The organism is Aerosakkonema sp. BLCC-F183, assembly GCF_041929145.1.
Lineage (GTDB): Bacteria > Cyanobacteriota > Cyanobacteriia > Cyanobacteriales > Aerosakkonemataceae > Aerosakkonema.
Genome location: NZ_JBHFNU010000040.1, coordinates 70,051 through 87,740, shown reverse-complemented (window position 1 = coordinate 87,740; position 17,690 = coordinate 70,051). Strand labels below are relative to the sequence as shown.

Genomic DNA, 17,690 nt, shown 5'->3' with positions numbered 1-17,690 from the left:
CTCATGTGGTGATCAACTTGAGCAAGTACTCAGGTGCATAGACATCGCGGTAGAAGGTCAATTGTTCAGTTTTCAGGTAGCACGCACCTCGGTGTCCGCGCCGCACCCAGGTGACATTTCCTTTCGCAAGTGTTTCGTTGGTTTCGTCGTCCACACACTTCCATTCAAAGTAGGTTACTTCTCCGTTGAACATGACGATCGGCCAGCACATAGTTACTCCTGGCTGGGCAATCAAAGCCCACCAGTGTTTTTCCCGTTCTTTCTGCTGTTCCAAGCCAAAAAACGGCCCATCTTGGCATAGATAAACTAAATCTTCACGATATTCACCTGTTAAAATATCGCCGCGTCCTTGTCTCAATGCTTCGCAGTGAGTAGGCCACCAATCTTTATTTTCTTTTTCAATTTGTGCGAGAGTATAGTTAGGGCCAATTTCGGGTAGAGTCTTTTCTTTCATCGCGACGATCTTTTCGGCATCTTCGATGAGTTTTTGAGCTACATACGGGGTAACGAGTCCCGGACGAGAATAATCCGCTGACAAATCTTTGTAGTAATTAATGCGTTTTTTGTCAGTGCTAGCGGTCATATTTTTAGCTCCGTTTGGTTGTGAAACAATAAGTTTTTGATCGAGCATGAGAGCAACTACATCTTCTTTGAGTTGATTTGTTGCTCCTATGTTTACAATTAGCTCGGCAACGGTAGAACTGCGTTGACCGGCCAAAGTCATCTGACTGTTGTAAACAAAAGTGTAAGCAGTTCGCTCTGGAAAGGGGCAAATTTGTTGAATGTACTTTGCCTGATCTTTTACCGCTGCTGCGTACTCTTTGGAAGCAAAGAATGTTTCCATTTCCAAAGGATTCGCGAAGGCAATTTCAAAAGATGCTTGATACTGCTTCTCTGCTGGTTCGTAATGCGATACTCCAGCAGCATCCGGACGGGAATTATCTACTTCCTCAAACAGGTGCAGCCGGAATTTCAGCACTGAATCGCTCTTGATAACAGCGGGAGCGAAACTGTTTTTCATGTAGTCCCGAAAGGCTTGCACGCTTATGCCATCTGCTTTCTTGACGGGAACGTGGAACTTTAAAATTCCGAGCGCTCCGTTTGGATCTCCTGTGGGAATACTATCAACATACGTGATGGAATTGCCGGGGCTGGAGTTGTAACCGATCGCTTTACTGAACAAGTTGTGTTCGTCATCCATCAGAATGGCAGCAGCTTTGAACCATGTCTGACGGTCTTGTTCTGTTTCAAAAGTTAATTCGGCAATGCCATCGAATTGATCTTCTGAGGGTGTTGTGTAATTTATACCATTAATTTCCGGCCAAATACCACCTTGATTGTGAGCTAGATGAAATTGCCAGTATTGATATTGACCTGGCAGTCTCGCACAAACAGGACCATGAACGTCTCTCCAGTAGTCATCGAAAAGTTCTAAACTTATTCCTTTTCTTTTCCACAAGAGAACGTAGAACGCTACTTTTCCTTTTCGATCGCGGGCGGCGTAATCAGCCTTACTCATTTTTCCTTTCCTTCGTCCAATTCTAGTGCTAAATTTTTTTAAGCTCTCCTTTGTGACAAATACTCGTTGAGTGCCCCAAAGCCTACTGCGGCTTTGTTGAAGCCGGTGTAAACGCACAAAAACAAAAGTAGTTCTTCAATTTCTTCCGCAGTAGATCCATTATCAAAAGCAATATCTAAATGCAGTCCAAAAGGATTATTGTCACCTACATGATCTTGGTTAGCAATATCAACTGCAATTGCTATGAGAGCCTTAGTTTTTGTATCAATTAACGGCAGGTTCCAAGCTTCACCTGCTACTTTAATGCTAAATTCCCCCAACTGTTGGTTGACAGTTTTCAAATTTTCTTGAAGTGCCGGGTTGTCCAAAATTGGGTTTGATATTTTTCCCATTTCCGAATTTGTTGGTGTTGGATACTGTTGCAGATTGGCTCTTTCAAAAAACTCGTTCAGTGCGCCGAAGCAACTGGCAACTTTATTGAATCCAGTATAAACGCATAAAAACAAAAGGATTTCTTCGATTTCTGCCCGGGTGGCTCCTTGTTTGAGCGCCATATCTATATGGGCTCCGAAAGGATTGCCGGGGCCTTTGTGATTTTGGTTGGCAACATCAACTGCGATCGTAATTAAAGCTTTTGTTTTTTGTGGTATTAATGTCCCACCCCAAGCTTCTCCCGCTACACGAGTAACGAAATCGCCAAATCTTGGGTTAAGACGCTTTAAATTATTTTGCAGGTCTTTGTCATCCAGAACTGCATTTTTATATGGCATCATCATCCTACAGTTATTAGAATTTACAGTTTTTACCAAATTTTTACAGTCCAGATAGGCTTGTGTTTACCCTTGGCTGTTACTATCATCGCCGCATTTTTTTAACTATGCCAGATTTCTTTTTTTAGTGCAAGGATGATAAACAATATTTAACTTAACTTCAAAAAAAATTGTTTTTTTAAGCCATTGAAAACAATTGTTCACCTTGCTGCAAAGAAACTAAATTTTGAAGTATTCCGGCTCAATCGAAACACGCTCTAATTTTAGAGCCTTAATGTTTGCCCATAGGTTTCACTGTAGCATACTTGCTCGCTGGGAAAACGTCCACCATAATGTTTGAATGGTTCGGTTGCATAGCCAAGAGGTAGCAAACAGCAAACATCAATTTCTGTCGGAATTTGGAATATTTCTTTTACTTGAGCGGCAACAAATCCTTCCATAGGACAGCTATCGACGCCCAAACTTTTGGCAACAATCATGATGTGCGCGACGGCTAACATTGTGTGACGGTTTGTCCAGGCTTCTATTGACTCAAAGCTGGGATGGTACTCGAACAATTGGGGAATAGATTGACGCATTACGTCAGCGTAGCCATCGTTTACCGCTCCTGTTTCTTTGCCCATGTTAATTATAGTTTCAATATATTCGGGTTTGGCTACAGTCCGATCGCCACAACAAATTAAAACTACTGGCGCTTCGGTAATCTGACGTTGGTTAAAAGCACAAGCTTTTAATTTCTCTTTATTTTCTTGCTCTCGGACAACAATAAAGCGCCAAGGCTGTAAATTAAAGCCTGATGGAGCCATTAGTCCAAGGCGTAAAATTTCTGACAAAGTTGCTTCGGGAATTGGTTCGGATCTGAAACTACGAGCGGCTCGACGCTGTTCGATCGCGTCTTTTAAGTCGAGTATAGTTTGCTGTTCCATTTTTTTCGTTAATTTTCTAAGTTTCTTTTTTTTGGGTATATTTCTTTTATCTTGTTTTTGAGCTTCTTATATTCACCCTCCCTTACATTTTTTTGTTTGTTCTCATAATAATTGCCTGGTTGTGGTTTTGACAAGAGCCCTCTCGTTCAATATTTTAAATCAAATCCGCCACATCATTATTTATATAATTTATGCTTATTTTGAGACTTTAATTTCTTTTGCATGAATTTATAAATTTACTCTTGAGATGCCGACTTAAGAGCTTTTCGTTGATAACTCTTAGTTTATATCGTCTCCAGAGAAATTCTAAAAAACTTAATCTTATTTAAATTTTTCCTCCTGGGGGCGCAACTGGTTGTCAAATATCTACCTACAGGCAAATATTTACGCCTATACATCAAAACCTCCATACTGTTTCTGTTCCTTTGGAAAGTGTTTGCTTCGCTTTAGTACGCGAACTTTGGCAAATTTCAAGAACCTCGTGGGTTGCTTAGCTTACTAACAGATACTTTTCCAGTATGGCATCGGTTTGCATTTGACTGGCTCAGTAAAGAGTAAATTTTCTAGGTTGTAATTATTACCGTTTTAGCAAAGCGAATATGGATGATTTTAGATTCGATCGGGCAACTTTTTCAGATTCATCCAGGTTTTCGATGAGCTGTTAAACTCAAGAGTCTCTTGAGCTTGACAAATGGATATGTGATGTGATATGGATTTTGATTTTCAATCCTCCTAGTTCGATTTGACTCCAAGGACAAGATAGCTTATTGTTCGGTCACTCTAACATAAAGAAATTATAAAATTTTTTATTTTACTCCTTAAGATAGATGATTTTGGGCCAAAAAGTCGCATATTTTCGCTTGCCATTCCAAAGCAGAGGTAAGCAAATCCAGAATCTGTAGCAAACTTTAGACAAACCAAACACAACGATCGGGCCAAGTGCCTGGTTAGATGCTTCCAGGCGATCGACCCTCCAAATAACTGTTGCTTTTTACCATAAATGTGTTATCATATAAGGTTTTTTTTTATAAACTCAGTATCAAAGTTAATACTGCTCTATCGCAGCAAGAAAATCAAAAATTGTATCGACTGGATGTTACGCCAAATTAGGGGTGCAATGCCCAAAATTGGTAAAAGAAGGGATAAAACTCACAGAAAATTTGATGGTTTTGTTCTCCAGTATAAATTTAAATTACAGTTTATTGTTTTTGTAAAGGTTCGGTCTAACTTTTTTAAATATCTTAATTATTAGACTTTTCCTACTTTTCCTACTTTTCCTACTTTTCCAGCTTTTTGCTACAAAATAAATAAGGCAAGTTGCTACTTACTAGCCTTGAATACCTAAGAAACTTAGTTTTTCTAGTTTCTTCGCTAAAAAAACCATTCGATCGACTTTTCCGTAGTTAGTGTGAAAAACTCGGTTTTTGGGGAATCGAGCAATGGGACATAGAGCCACAGAAAAGCCTTATAAAGTCAGCTATCTATTCAAATCATGAGCTTTACCCGCACTATTTACCGGAGAGCGAACAAAACAAGATTTTCACCCCAAACAAGCAGAGCCAAGTTAGATTAAGACTGAATATCAGCCAATTCTAACCAGCGCTCAGTTGCAAGATCGATAGCCTTAGTCAAAGCTTCCACTTTTTCGTACAACTCTCGCACCTTAGTGACTTCTCCAGGAGGAGCATTGTAAAGTGCTTTTTCCACTTCAGCTTTTTCAGCTTCCATCTGAGCTATCTTACTTTCCAACATTTCAAATTCTCGTTTTTCTTTAGATGAAAGCTTACGCGGCTTGTTGCGATCGAATGACTCTTCCTTAACTTTCGAGCGAGGTTCTTTGGGTTTTTCTTCCACTTTGGGAGAAGCTTCTTCCTCTGCCTTTTTGAAATCCAGATAAATTGAGTAATTACCGGGATATTGACGGATATTACCAGCAGATTCAAAAGCAAAGATCGTATCCACAGTGCGATCGAGAAAATAGCGATCGTGCGAAACTGCTATCACACAACCATTAAAATCTTCCAGATAATCTTCCAGCACCGCCAAAGTCTGCACATCCAAATCGTTTGTCGGTTCGTCCAAAATCAACACATTCGGCGCACCCATCAAAACTCTTAACAGAAACAACCGCCGCTTTTCACCACCAGAAAGTTTGTATATCGGTGCATATTGCTGGTTACCGGGAAACAGAAACCGCTCCAACATTTGCGAAGCGCTAATCTGAGTACCGTCGGCAATTTTGACAAATTCTCCTTCTTCTTTAATGTAATCAATTACCCGCTGACTTTCGTTCATAGCAGCAAGTAACTCATCAGAATGCTGGTCAAAATAGCCGATATGAATTGTAGAACCAATTTCAACACTACCCGAATCAGGGATATCCCGGCCTGTAATAATATTAAGCAGAGTAGACTTTCCAGCGCCATTACCGCCAACGATTCCAATCCGGTCTTCTGGATTAAAATTGTAAGTGAAATTGTCAATTAAAGTGCGTTCGTTGTAGGCTTTGGAAATATTTGTAAGTTCGATAACTTTTTTACCGATGCGACGTCCAGGCGTAGCGATATCAACTTTTCCTTGAACTTGTTTAAACTCCTGCGCCTGCATATCGCGGATACGTTCAATGCGGGCTTTTTGTTTGGTGCTGCGAGCTTTCGGCCCACGCTTGAGCCATTCTAATTCGCGACGCAATACGCCCTGATGTTTGCGTTGACTGCTGGCGGCTGATTCTTCGGCTAAAGCCTTCTTGTCTAAATAATAAGAATAGTTACCGTCGTATGTGTAGAGATCCCCTCTGTCGATTTCTAGAATACGGTTGGTGACGCGATCGAGAAAATAGCGATCGTGTGTAATTAACAGAATCGCACCTCGGAAGCGATTCAAATAACTCTGCAACCACTCTACCGATAGAGCATCCAGATGGTTTGTTGGCTCATCCATCAACAATACATCAGGATCGGAAAGCAACGCAGCTGCCAAAGCAATGCGCTTGCGGTATCCTCCCGACAAAGTTGCTATTTTAGCATTGAAATCTTCTATTCCCAACTTAGTGAGAATAATTTTGGCATTAGTTTCTAATTCCCAAGCATTCGTTGCTTCCATACGCTGCATAACAGCAGATAGACGCGCCATGATTTGGCTATCTTCGGGAAAATGAGCTAATTTATCCGAAAGTTCTTCATACTCGCGCACCAAAACCATGCGCTCCCCGCTATCGGCAAAAACTTGCTCCAAAACCGTATGATTTTCATCTAAATCCGGTTGCTGAGGCAAATAGACAATGCGAGTGCCGGAGTTAACTATAATTTGACCGCCGTCGATCGGCTCCAAACCGGCAATCATTTTTAATAGAGTCGATTTGCCAGAACCGTTAGTACCAATCAATCCAACCTTATCAGTAGCACCCAGACTAAAGCTGGCATCTTTGAGAATTTCCTTAATGCCAAAGTCTTTTTTGACTGATTGCAGTGTAAAAATACTCATCTTATTAGTTATTTGAGCGCTCTAGCTCGTAGAATGTAATGCACACACCTGCCGGATCGACTATTGTAAACTCTTTCATGCCCCAAGGTTTGCTTTCCAGCTTACCGTTGGGATGAATTATCCCTCCATCCTGAGCCAGAAACTCCTCGTAAAGTTTTGCGATCCCATCGACTTGGATGAGAAAGGTCGTCGATTCTGCCAGATGTCGATCGTCATTTTTTTGCAGAATGATTTCTGCTGAGTCGCGTTTGACAATTGCCATCCTGACGGGATTGCCTTCTTGATGGATTTTACTAAACCCAAGCTGTTTTTCGTAGAAGGCGATGGCTTTTTCCATATCGCCACCAGCCGGAATAATCGGGGTAACTTTTCCCAGTAGGGGTGGTTTATTCGCGCTCATAAATTTCTTGGCAAATTAATTAACATCTTCTCGAAAAACCCCCTCAATTTCTAGGATAAAATCTGCTCCATAAACTTTTGATGGCGTTTGAAAACCTACAGCCACCTGTCCCGCCAACACTTTTTGGACGATCGCCAAAGCAGTCATCCCCGTGAGAGTATAAGCTTCGGGGCATTGCAGGCGAGAAACCAACTTTTTACCGCTATCGTCTTCCACTTCTCCCCACAGCAGACTGCTTCCCTGTGTACGTTGGGCATCAGTTGGCCCAGGCGCTTGTTTCTGAATCTGACCTTTCAAGTATTCTTGCACGGGAGCTAAAGCCAACAACCAACCAATATAGCGACTGGCAAGCATCGCCCTGCGCCGAGATGCCGGTACTGGCATATACAATTCGATGTTAGGAATTCCCGTACTGTAGAAAGCGGTGGACACATCGCCCCACGGTACTGTTGTAGCTTCCACCAGCCCTTGTCCGAAATCGATTTGACGGGTTTTCCAAGCAGCGGGAACGGGGGTAATCACTCCATCGCGCCTGACTAAACCGCCTTTATGCTGATTTTCGATGACTGTGGTGGCAGTTCCTCGCGACACTCCACCCTGTATTTGAAAAGCGAGGGAGAGTCGCGCCGCTGTAGGGAGTCGTCTTTTGAGGTGGGCCGCTAGGCAGTCGGAGGGGACGACATCGAAACCCACGCCTGGGAGAAGCATGACTCCGGCGGTTTTGGCTTCGGCGTCGCGGGATGCGATCGCCTCAAATACGCTCACTTCTCCGGTAATATCTAAATAGTGCCTTTTTGTCCGCAGACATCCATCAACCATTGGTTTGGCAGTGCGCTCAAAAGGGCCAGCACAGTGCAGCACTAACGGTACATCGGCCAAAGCTTCGTCTGTGGCAGCTGTATCGTCGAGCGAGAAGGCGCGATATTCCAAACTCAGTTCTGTTGCCAAAGGTGCTAATTTTTCGGCATTGCGTGCGGCCAAAATCGGGCGAAGTCCGCGCTGGACTGCCAGTCGAGCAATCAGCGTCCCCGTATAGCCGTTTGCACCGTATAACATGAAAGTTGATGACATAAGAAATATATTAAGCGCTAACTTCTATGATGAGGTTTTATCGCCAATTAATAATTAATTAGTTAAACTGTGCAAGGGCAGTATTTATGTGCATTCAAGATTAAGCGATCGGGCAAGTGACCAAAGCTATTACTCCTCGTAAATCTTCCTTTAGAAGGAAGCACCTCGGTTCGGTGCATCCCCTCAAGCGCCTGATTGATTACGGAAAAGATTATCGCCAGCAAATTTGGCTGGCAACTGGCTGCTCAATTCTCAACAAAATCTTTGATTTAGCACCACCCGCCCTGATTGGGATCGCTGTTGATGTGGTGGTGAAACAAAAGGATTCGATCGTTGCACAGTGGGGCGTCAAAGATATTTTTTGGCAATTCGCGATTCTTTCCATCCTCACTGTCATTATTTGGATACTGGAATCTTTATTTGAGTACGCCTACGCGAGGTTATGGCGCAATTTGGCGCAGAAAATTCAACACGAGTTGCGCCTAGATGCTTACAAACATATCCAAGAACTGGAAGTTGCCTATTTTGAAGACCGCAGCATCGGCGGTTTGATGTCTGTACTCAGCGATGATATCAACCAATTAGAACGCTTTTTGGATGTGGGAGCGAATGACCTGATCCAAGTTTCCACGACGGCGATCGTTATTGGCAGCGCTTTCTTTATCTTGGCTCCCAGCGTGGCGTGGATGGCAATGTTACCCATACCGTTTATTATCTGGGGCTCGGTATTTTATCAGCGTCTGCTTGCGCCTCGCTATGCCGACGTGCGGGAAAAGGTTGGTTTCCTCAACAGTCGGTTAGCGAATAATCTGTCGGGTATCGTGACGATTAAAAGCTATACGGCAGAGGAATACGAAGCAAGGCGTCTGGAGGTGGAAAGCGAGGCTTATCGGCAAAGCAACCGCCGTGCGATCGCACTTTCGGCAGCGTTTGTCCCCTTAATCCGTATGATTATTCTGGCTGGCTTCACTGCACTGCTGCTGTATGGCGGCGTAGAAGCTGCCAACGGCAAAATGTCGGTAGGTACTTATAGCGTATTAGTTTTCCTCATCCAAAGATTGCTATGGCCTTTAACGAGATTGGGAGATACTTTCGACCAATATCAACGCGCAATGGCATCTACTAATAGAGTAATGAATCTGTTGGATACCCCGATCGCCATTCATACCGGCGATATCCCTTTGCCAGTCAATTCGGTGCGTGGCGAGTTGGCGCTGCGGGATGTCACCTTTGCCTACAACGGACGCCGCCCAGTAATTGAGCATCTTTACCTAGATATACCAGCTGGGAAAACGATCGCCATAGTCGGTTCTACTGGCTCTGGCAAAAGTACTTTGGTAAAATTGCTCTTGCGCTTGTACGAAGTTCAAGCAGGAACAATTACCCTCGATGGCATTGAATTGCGCCAGCTGAACCTTAAAGATTTGCGATCGTGTATTGGCTTAGTCAGCCAGGATGTATTCTTATTTCATGGCACTGTTGCCGAGAATATTTCTTACGGTAGTTTTGATGCTACTTTTGAAGATATAGTATCGTCAGCTAAGATTGCAGAAGCCCACGACTTTATCATGCAGCTACCACAAGGTTACGAAACCATTGTGGGTGAGCGGGGGCAAAAGTTATCGGGTGGACAGCGACAGCGGATTGCGATCGCACGGGCTGTGTTGAAAAATCCACCTATATTGATTCTCGATGAAGCTACATCGGCAGTGGACAACGAAACAGAAGCGGCTATTCAGCGTTCGCTGGAAAGAATAACTCAAAACCGGACAACGATCGCCATCGCCCATCGCCTTTCGACTGTCCGCAATGCCGATTGCATCTATGTTATGGAACATGGCAAATTAGTGGAATCGGGAAGACATGAAGAACTGCTCGATCGACAGGGTATTTATGCCAGCCTCTGGCGAGTGCAGTCCGGTTTGAAATAACATTGGCAACTACGGAATTCAGAAAATGGTGATGTTCGATAGTATCCAGACCGATCGGGGTGAAAACAACTGGCGACATCAGTTAAATGATTTCGTCAAAGCAAATCAGCAAGAATTGGCTGCTTTAGCTTGGGGACTATTTGTGGAAAGGGGAGAAAACTACGAAAATACTTTAGGGATAGACCTGGAACCAACCCCTCATTTTGTCTATTGTCCCAGACAGGCTATTGAAGCCCTCAACGACAAAGTTGAGAACAGACTGCAAGAGATTCTGGGCATTTTAGACGCTCACAATCCCAAACAGGAAGTTTTGCTGATCGGCATAGGTAACGCCCAATTAAAGCTAGTTCAGTTTGAACCGGAACCCTCGCCACCTATTTGTTTTGAACAAGCTGCCGCAGATGTCGATACTTTACTAGAACGTTTAGAGCAGCGGATGTGCGAGCAGATCAAGTTATAAACATCCAGCTCGTAGAGTTTCAGAGCAGCCCTAATTCTAGGAGCGATCGAAATGCGATTCCCAAAAATCAAGCGATGGCTCTTATTCCTGTGGTGGAGTTGGGCTTGGTTTCTGTTGATAGTTTTACTTATTTACCCCATCAGCTATGGCATATTCCGCTTAATTACTGTTCTGCTTTGTTTGTACCTTTGGCTGGGAGCGCTATTTTTATTCTGGAACAAAAAGAGCATTAGATATTTGTGTTTTTTGTTCGCTTTAATAGTCAGCAGCATAATTATCCTGCCTGGTTATCAAGTAGATGGAAGCATCCTCCGCCAAAAATATGTACAAGAACTCAGTTACTACGAAGGATCGGTATATCTGTGGGGTGGCGAAAACAAATTTGGAATCGACTGCTCCGGTTTGGTACGCCGTGGGTTAATAAACGCTAATTTAAAAATGGGATTGCTACCTTTTAATCCTAAATTAATCCGAGAAGCATTTTTGCTGTGGTGGTACGATGCTTCCGCCGAAGCTTTAGGAAAAGAATACAGAAACTGGACAAAATTTCTGTATCAAGCTCCCAGTATTAACGAGTTAGATAATTCCAAAATCCAAACAGGAGATATGGCGGTTACAACAGACGGCGTACATATCTTAGCTTACATAGGGAATAACGTTTGGATCGAGGCAGACCCCAACTATCGAAAAGTAATTAAGGTCAAAGTACCCGATCCCAGCAATATCTGGTTTAGAATTCCTGTTAATATATTACAGTGGCGACAGTTTGAGACAGGCTGAACAGAACAGCCTTCGCTTGCTATTAATCACCGATAGTTCCAGTCGCGACACAGTTCTTCCGGACGACCGCAAGGGTACACAGCGCAGTTTATGCCATCCTTTCCATAGTAATACTGGCATACTTGGCAGGGCTTAGTTTCCTCTAACTTTTGCCGCAAAATAGCCCAGTCTTTTGCCAAAGTAGCTTTGTATTTAGTCGCCTTAGAATGATGGATATCCATTTCTAACGCTTGTTTAAAAGCAGAAAGGGCATCCTCATAAAACCTGGTTATTTGCAAACCGTATTTCGTCCAAGCATCAGCGCGACATTCGTATAGTTTAATCAAGTTTAAATTTAAAATGCCGTATTCTGTCCAAGCATCGGCAGAAACACTCTCAACCCAACTTTGGGTGTCTAACAAAACTCGTTTTACCGTACCAATGAGTTCTCTCGGTTGCCAAGGTTTACTAATATATGCCTCTGCAAGTTCTATAGCACCATCAAGAGCCAGTTGTTGTACCTTTACTGTTAAAAATACAACAGGTATGTTGCGGGTTTCCGGGTTAGCTTTGAGCAAACGGCAAACATTGTAACCATCAATTCGGGGCATTACCACATCCAGCAACACCAAATCGGGACTATTTTGCTGAATTTTCTCTAATGCTTCGACGCCATCGGACGCTTGAATAACGTTCAGTCCCCACCACGCTAGCTGGTGCGAGATGCACTCCCGCTGGCTGCGAGAGTCTTCTACAACGAGAACTGTACTCATAATTCTTAGTTAGGGGGAATTTGGGTAATATCCGCAGATTTATCTGCCGGTTTTTAGATTAAATTTACCCACTTTGAGGAAATTTCTTATCACTACCTCAGTAATTTCCCGGAAATGGCACTACTGCAAGGGATACTTCTCCTTCAGCCCCTCTCCTGCAAGGAGAGGGGTGTGATACCCTAACTGCGGAAGTCCAAAATGTGCTTTGCAGTGAGTTGCGGCTTTTCCAAGTGTGGAACGTGTCCGCAATCTTCGATCCAAATGAGTTTGCTGTGGGGGATGGCTTTGGCAAATTTTTCGGCATCGCGAGTACCCAAAATGCGATCGCACTTTCCCCATAAAATCAGAGTTGGCTGCTGAATTTGCGAAACTTTATCGCCAAAAAATCCGTAACCGCCACTTTTCGTAAAAGCGATCAAAGCTGCATCCCAAGCGGGCATTTCTAAATGCAATGCCGCACACAGTTGGGCGTCGGGAGAAGCTAAATTTTCATCTCGATAAGCATTTTTGCTAATTTTTTCCCGCACTTTCGGGTTCCGCAAAAACGAAGTAGCCAGATAACCTAAAGGTGGAAATAAATACTTACCAATAGCCGGCCCTTTTGTCAAGCCAGCGCTATCAATTAGCACCAGTTTTTTCACTAATTGGGGGTAAGTGAGGGTAAAATCAATTGCCGCCGCGCCTCCCATTGAAGCGCCCACCAAAATTATAGGTTGCTCGATCGCACTTTTCCAAAAGTAGTATAGATGAGTAGCGATCGCACTCGGACTAAACGGCAAACCAGTAACTCTTTCCGTAAACCCAAAACCCAGCAAATCCACCGTCCAAGTTTCATTTTCCGCCGCCAGCAACGGTAGCAAGCGACGAAACTCGAACACCGAACTATCGAAACCATGCAATAAGACGATCGGCGTCCCACCGCTACCCTGGCGAACGTAGGTTGTTGGGATTGGCAGTTCGCTTAAAGGGGTAGAAATCGCCATACTCTCAATATTTTGAGCGAGGGCGATCGAGGCGGACTCTGTTAGCTGCGCGACGGACTGAGGGAGAAGATTGGCAAACATGAATCTGAGCGTACCTTGAAATAATCCTGCTAATTGGAATTATGTATTCCTAATATTTTAGGTCACTTTTTCTGCTTTCCCGATATACATAATTGAGGTATCATCATTTATTTTTACTTTCACCATACCCGTTTCTTTATATTCTCTATAACTAGCCATGTTTAGCTTTAATGCTTCTCCGAAAAGATCGAAACCCTTAATATCGATGTTTCCGAACCCTTGCTCGCTCATTATTTCTGTCACTTCTTCTGGCTTAATAAACTTATTCCAATCATGAATCCCTCGTTTAATCTCGCCCAAAATATTTTCCATCAGCCAAATCATCACAAATTTAGATTTAAAATTTCTGTTGATTGTATCGAAGAAAAATAACCCTTTTGGCTTCAAGACCCGATGAATTTCAGCAATTACTTTATTGACATCCGCTACGTGTTCCAAAACATCAACACATATGACTGCATCAAATGTGTTAGCTTCATAAGGCATTGCTTCTGCCAATCCAGACTTATAGTCAATCGCAAATCCTTTACTATCTGCGTGTTTTTGAGCGATTTCAACACATTTTGCCGATTGGTCTAACCCCGATACTACTGCACCTCTTTCTGCCATAAACTCGCAGGAAAATCCCCCACCGCAACCGACATCCAGCACTTTCAACCCCTGCCAATTTGAAATGTAGCGATCGAAGAACTCAAAACGCGGCTTATTCAAATGATAGAGTGCGTATATCTTTGACTCTTCCTGCCACCAAGCATCCGCACTTTCATCGTAAAATTCCAAGTTATTCCTTTTCATCTTTCCAGAATTGTAGAAAACAAGCGTTTGCTCTGCCAGACTATTGCAAGCGCTTCCTTACTAAGCGATATTCACGATAGAAATCGCTAGTGAAAAGCTGGTTTGCTTTGACTGAATTGTAAAATATCTTAACCTTAATTTGAGATAAACTAAAGCATCCCCCCAAAGAAAGATTTATTATGCCAGAGCAGCAAAGGAAAAACGGAACAAATTGCGCCTTATTTTCCCTAATTGCTCGTCCCATTACCTGGATGTTGCCTTGGACGTTCTTACTTTTCCCTGCGGTGACAATGGCGCAGATTGTCCCCGATAGCAGCCTGCCAGTCAACTCCGTAGTTACCCCTAACGGCGATACTAACACCATTACTGGCGGAACCAGAGCGGGAGAGAACCTGTTCCACAGCTTTCAGCAATTTTCTATACCCACTAACGGTACAGCTTTTTTCGATAACCCTGTAGATATCCGCAACATCATCACCAGGGTGACGGGTAGTTCAATTTCCCGAATTGACGGCTTGCTGCAAACTAATCCCAACGGCGTCGCCAACTTCTTCTTCCTCAATCCCAACGGCATTATTTTTGGGCCAAATGCACGTCTGGACATCAATGGCTCATTTTTGGCGAGTGTTGCGCGTAGCATCAAATTTGCTGACGGTAGCGAGTTAGGCACTAACGTGGGACAAACGCCAGCTTTGCTGACAGTCAGCGTACCGATCGGCTTGCAATTCGGTCAAAACTCAGGCAGCATTACCGTACAGGGGAAAGGTGGAGCTCCGGATGTGGCATTCAAAAGTTTTGAGAGCGACCTGAATCCCTTAGAAGTAAAACCGGGGAATACCCTCGCGCTGGTCGGCGGACAGGTACAGTTAGATGGAGGGATTTTACAAGCGCCGGGGGGTCGAGTAGAATTAGGTGCGATCGCCTCCGGAACAGTCACATTAAATCCTGATTTCAGCTTGAGTTTCCCCGACCCTACAACAAGCGAAACACCCATAGAGTTTAGCGATATTTTAATAACTAATGGTTCGGGAATTAATGTAATTTCCAATCAAGGCGGCAGCATTACCATCAACGCTCGCAATATAGATATTCTAGGCAATAGTGCAGCCGGGAATCTCCTCACCGGTGGAACAACCGGAAATTCAGGTGTCGCCAAAGATCGATCGGGAGATATTTCCCTGAATGCGACCGGGACAATCACGATATCTGCTAGCCGAATTGAAAACAACATCAACTTCGGTAGCACAGGAGATGGCGGTAGCATTAACATCAAAGGGAGCGGTTCCCTGATTATGAAAGACCTTGCACAAATCGATGCTAGCAACAATGGAGAAGGAGATGCCGGAAATATAATTGTACAGGTTGATAATGTCAATATCGATAAGTCTAGGATATCGAGCAGTAACTACGGTGGTGGGAAGGCTGGATTCGTAGAGATTTATGCTGGCGAGCGCATAAATATTGCAGATACTAATATTTCTAGCGATGCCTATGCAAACGATAATGCCAACAATACTTCTGTTCGTGGCGGAGAATCCGGATATATTTTTATCATTGCCAGAAATTCAATGGCAATTGCAAACACCAAGATTAAAGCAGAAAATTACTCTGGAATTGCCGAGACTAATCCATCTTCAAGCAATAATCATGAGGAAAATTTTGAACAGCCAGGTTTTATTTATATGTTTGCTGGCTCAATCTCCCTATCAAATGAAGTTCTCCTCAGTACTCAAACTTTTGGCAAGGGTACTGGCGGTAACATTGTGATTTTTTCGGACTCATTTTCCCTCACAGGTGGCTCGCGATTGGAAGCGACAACTTCTGGTTCTGGAAACGCAGGCAATATTTTTGTAGTGTCCAATGATAGTCTCACAATTTCTGGCATCAGTCCATTCCAAGTAATTGAGAATAGTGTTCAAGGTGGAAAATCTAGCGGTTTGTTTACCGATACCAATGAATCGATCGAAGGAAACAGCGGTAATGGCGGTAATATTGAAATCCAAACTGGCAACTTAACAATATCAGATGGAGGAGTTTTGAGTTCCCGCTCCAAAAGTAATGGCAATGGAGGGAATATAAACATCTTTGCTAATAATTCTGTCACGATAACAGGTGGCGGACAAATTCTGACCATAACCTACAACACTGGTACTGCCGGTAACATCAATATTAATGCTGATGACAGCGTTAATATTTCTGGCTTCGATCCGAGTTATTTCGATCGAGTTAACAAAGCACAGGAAATATTGCAGGATCGAAAAGCAGCCAAAAACAGTTTTGATACCAATGGCGAAGCTAGCAGCTTGCAAGCCAGTACCTTTGGAGAAGGAGAAGCCGGAAACGTGATAGTTGACGCTGGCAATACAGTCACGCTTGCAGATAGCAGCAGCATCAACAGCTCTAGTTCTGGAAAAGGAGAAGCTGGAAGCGTATCTGTAAAAGCAAGCGACACGATTTCGATCGCAAATAGCTCCATTTACACCGGCTCCAGCCCTCAAGAAGTAAAAGAAGGAAAGGGCGCTGGCAATGGTGGTACAATTACAATCGAAGGCAGCGCGGTGACTTTGAGCAACACTCGGCTGGCAAGCTACACCTTTGGAGAAGGAAAAGCTGGAAATATAGAGATTAAAGCTCAAACTTTTTCCTTGACAGATAGTTCACTTGATGCTGGCAGCCTGGGAAAGGGAGATGCCGGCGACATCATCATAAATGTTGATGGCCCTGTCGAAATCGCAGGTAATAGCACGAGAATTTATAGCGATTCAAATTATGAGGGTAATGGCGGCATCATCGATATTACAGCTCAATCTCTTTCCTTAACGGATGGTGCAAGATTGACAACTGAATCCAATGAGCTTGGAAAAGCTGGGGACACAATAGTAAAAGTCAGCAATCTTCAGCTTGACAGCGCAACTATCTCCGCTGAGACCAAATCGGGTAATGGTGGAAGCATTACCTTACAAGTAGAAGACTTATTGCTGATGCAAAACAGCAGCAAAATCACCGCCACCGCCACCGGTAGCCAAGATATCCGTGGTGATGGTGGCAATATCACAATTAACACCAGCAACCTCGTCGGCTTGGCAAACAGCGATATTTCAGCCAACTCTAACAACGGCAGCGGCGGTTATATTCAAATTAACGCTAAGGGAGTTTTTGGCATAGCGCGACGCGAGGTACAAAGCGACACTACCAGCGATATCACCGCCATATCGCAACAAGACCCCTCGTTGAACGGAGAAGTGACGATTAATACCCCCGATGTCGATCCCAGTCAAGGTTTAGTCGAGTTGTCAACCGATGTTGTCAATACGGAAAATCAAGTTGCCCAAAGTTGTCCGCGCCGTGAAGGAAATCAATTTGTCGTTACCGGACGGGGAGGTTTACCCCCAAATCCTAAGAGTTATCTTAACAGTGAGGGCGTTTGGGTAGATCTGCGAACTGGGGAGAGACAGAGTGGGAGAGTGGGAGAGCGGGGAAATGGGGTAGCGGGGGAGTGGAGAAGCGGAAGTATTCATATTTTTCCTCTTTCCTCTACCTCTCTCTCTTCCCAAATTGTCGAAGCGCAAGGATGGAAGAGGAGTGCCGATGGCAAAATAGTACTGACTGCCCAAGTTCCTGTTGCCACAGCTAACAGTCCTGCGTTAACAACACCTGGCTGTAAATAATATGGTCTTTTGAGTTTTCAATTTTAAATATTTTTGCCAAACTTGTGAAAACTCAAAACAAATCGATATTT

14 protein-coding genes are annotated in these 17,690 nt (G+C 43.7%); 5 read left to right on the top strand and 9 right to left on the bottom strand.

The window, feature by feature from the left end:
* Nucleotide 1 precedes the first annotated feature (1 nt).
* The 6 genes from ACE1CD_RS09880 to ACE1CD_RS09855 form a co-directional block, all read right to left on the bottom strand.
* Nucleotides 2–1,519: an EthD domain-containing protein gene (locus tag ACE1CD_RS09880; protein WP_374823607.1), complete on the bottom strand. Its 1,518-nt coding sequence runs from the start codon at nt 1,517–1,519 to the stop codon at nt 2–4.
* A 38-nt stretch (nt 1,520–1,557) separates the two neighbouring features.
* Nucleotides 1,558–2,289 (bottom strand): carboxymuconolactone decarboxylase family protein, encoded by a 732-nt coding sequence (locus tag ACE1CD_RS09875; protein ID WP_374823604.1) that lies wholly within the window; start codon nt 2,287–2,289, stop codon nt 1,558–1,560.
* A 263-nt stretch (nt 2,290–2,552) separates the two neighbouring features.
* Nucleotides 2,553–3,215 carry a nitroreductase family protein gene (locus ACE1CD_RS09870; RefSeq protein WP_374823601.1) on the bottom strand — a complete coding sequence of 221 codons (663 nt, stop codon included), beginning with the start codon at nt 3,213–3,215 and terminating at the stop codon, nt 2,553–2,555.
* A gap of 1,569 nt (nt 3,216–4,784) precedes the next feature.
* Entirely contained in the window at nt 4,785–6,698 is a 1,914-nt protein-coding gene (locus ACE1CD_RS09865; RefSeq protein WP_374823598.1) for an ABC-F family ATP-binding cassette domain-containing protein, read from the bottom strand.
* Between the two features lie 4 nt (nt 6,699–6,702).
* Nucleotides 6,703–7,098 (bottom strand): glyoxalase superfamily protein, encoded by a 396-nt coding sequence (locus tag ACE1CD_RS09860; RefSeq protein ID WP_374823595.1) that lies wholly within the window; start codon nt 7,096–7,098, stop codon nt 6,703–6,705.
* 15 nt (nt 7,099–7,113) lie between these two features.
* Entirely contained in the window at nt 7,114–8,169 is a 1,056-nt protein-coding gene (locus ACE1CD_RS09855; protein WP_374823592.1) for a saccharopine dehydrogenase family protein, read from the bottom strand.
* Between the two features lie 116 nt (nt 8,170–8,285).
* Here ACE1CD_RS09855 and ACE1CD_RS09850 point away from each other — a divergent pair, with 116 nt between their 5' ends.
* From ACE1CD_RS09850 to ACE1CD_RS09835, 4 genes are all read left to right on the top strand, one after another.
* Nucleotides 8,286–10,100, top strand: a complete 1,815-nt coding sequence (locus ACE1CD_RS09850; protein ID WP_374823589.1) for an ABC transporter ATP-binding protein — start codon at nt 8,286–8,288, stop codon at nt 10,098–10,100.
* Between the two features lie 25 nt (nt 10,101–10,125).
* On the top strand, nt 10,126–10,560 hold the full coding sequence (locus tag ACE1CD_RS09845) for a hypothetical protein (protein WP_374796743.1): 435 nt from the start codon (nt 10,126–10,128) through the stop codon (nt 10,558–10,560).
* A 74-nt stretch (nt 10,561–10,634) separates the two neighbouring features.
* Nucleotides 10,635–10,793 carry a hypothetical protein gene (locus tag ACE1CD_RS09840; RefSeq protein ID WP_374796745.1) on the top strand — a complete coding sequence of 53 codons (159 nt, stop codon included), beginning with the start codon at nt 10,635–10,637 and terminating at the stop codon, nt 10,791–10,793.
* Between the two features lie 13 nt (nt 10,794–10,806).
* A complete protein-coding gene (locus ACE1CD_RS09835) occupies nt 10,807–11,340 on the top strand; it encodes an NlpC/P60 family protein (protein ID WP_374823586.1) in 534 nt (177 codons plus the stop codon).
* A 26-nt stretch (nt 11,341–11,366) separates the two neighbouring features.
* Here the strand turns inward: ACE1CD_RS09835 and ACE1CD_RS09830 are convergent, their stop codons facing one another.
* The 3 genes from ACE1CD_RS09830 to ubiG all read right to left on the bottom strand — a co-directional run bounded on the left by ACE1CD_RS09830 (nt 11,367) and on the right by ubiG (nt 13,951).
* Nucleotides 11,367–12,092 carry a PleD family two-component system response regulator gene (locus ACE1CD_RS09830; protein WP_374796749.1) on the bottom strand — a complete coding sequence of 242 codons (726 nt, stop codon included), beginning with the start codon at nt 12,090–12,092 and terminating at the stop codon, nt 11,367–11,369.
* A 179-nt stretch (nt 12,093–12,271) separates the two neighbouring features.
* Nucleotides 12,272–13,156, bottom strand: coding sequence for an alpha/beta fold hydrolase (locus tag ACE1CD_RS09825; RefSeq protein ID WP_374823583.1), 885 nt, complete (start codon nt 13,154–13,156; stop codon nt 12,272–12,274).
* Between the two features lie 57 nt (nt 13,157–13,213).
* Nucleotides 13,214–13,951 carry a bifunctional 2-polyprenyl-6-hydroxyphenol methylase/3-demethylubiquinol 3-O-methyltransferase UbiG gene (gene ubiG / locus ACE1CD_RS09820; protein ID WP_374796753.1) on the bottom strand — a complete coding sequence of 246 codons (738 nt, stop codon included), beginning with the start codon at nt 13,949–13,951 and terminating at the stop codon, nt 13,214–13,216.
* 179 nt (nt 13,952–14,130) lie between these two features.
* On the opposite strand from ubiG, the gene ACE1CD_RS09815 reads away from it, so the two are divergent.
* Nucleotides 14,131–17,619 (top strand): filamentous hemagglutinin N-terminal domain-containing protein, encoded by a 3,489-nt coding sequence (locus ACE1CD_RS09815; protein WP_374823580.1) that lies wholly within the window; start codon nt 14,131–14,133, stop codon nt 17,617–17,619.
* Nucleotides 17,620–17,690: the final 71 nt, after the last annotated feature.

Excerpts from the sequence above, each read along its gene's own strand:
- ACE1CD_RS09880 (WP_374823607.1), bottom strand. The coding sequence starts at position 1,519 with ATGAGTAAGGCTGATTACGCCGCCCGCGATCGAAAAGGAAAAGTAGCG.
- ACE1CD_RS09875 (WP_374823604.1), bottom strand. The coding sequence starts at position 2,289 with ATGCCATATAAAAATGCAGTTCTGGATGACAAAGACCTGCAAAATAAT.
- ACE1CD_RS09870 (WP_374823601.1), bottom strand. The coding sequence starts at position 3,215 with ATGGAACAGCAAACTATACTCGACTTAAAAGACGCGATCGAACAGCGT.
- ACE1CD_RS09865 (WP_374823598.1), bottom strand. The coding sequence starts at position 6,698 with ATGAGTATTTTTACACTGCAATCAGTCAAAAAAGACTTTGGCATTAAG.
- ACE1CD_RS09860 (WP_374823595.1), bottom strand. The coding sequence starts at position 7,098 with ATGAGCGCGAATAAACCACCCCTACTGGGAAAAGTTACCCCGATTATT.
- ACE1CD_RS09855 (WP_374823592.1), bottom strand. The coding sequence starts at position 8,169 with ATGTCATCAACTTTCATGTTATACGGTGCAAACGGCTATACGGGGACG.
- ACE1CD_RS09845 (WP_374796743.1), top strand. The coding sequence starts at position 10,126 with ATGGTGATGTTCGATAGTATCCAGACCGATCGGGGTGAAAACAACTGG.
- ACE1CD_RS09840 (WP_374796745.1), top strand. The coding sequence starts at position 10,635 with ATGGCTCTTATTCCTGTGGTGGAGTTGGGCTTGGTTTCTGTTGATAGT.
- ACE1CD_RS09830 (WP_374796749.1), bottom strand. The coding sequence starts at position 12,092 with ATGAGTACAGTTCTCGTTGTAGAAGACTCTCGCAGCCAGCGGGAGTGC.
- ACE1CD_RS09825 (WP_374823583.1), bottom strand. The coding sequence starts at position 13,156 with ATGTTTGCCAATCTTCTCCCTCAGTCCGTCGCGCAGCTAACAGAGTCC.
- ubiG (WP_374796753.1), bottom strand. The coding sequence starts at position 13,951 with ATGAAAAGGAATAACTTGGAATTTTACGATGAAAGTGCGGATGCTTGG.
- ACE1CD_RS09815 (WP_374823580.1), top strand. The coding sequence starts at position 14,131 with ATGCCAGAGCAGCAAAGGAAAAACGGAACAAATTGCGCCTTATTTTCC.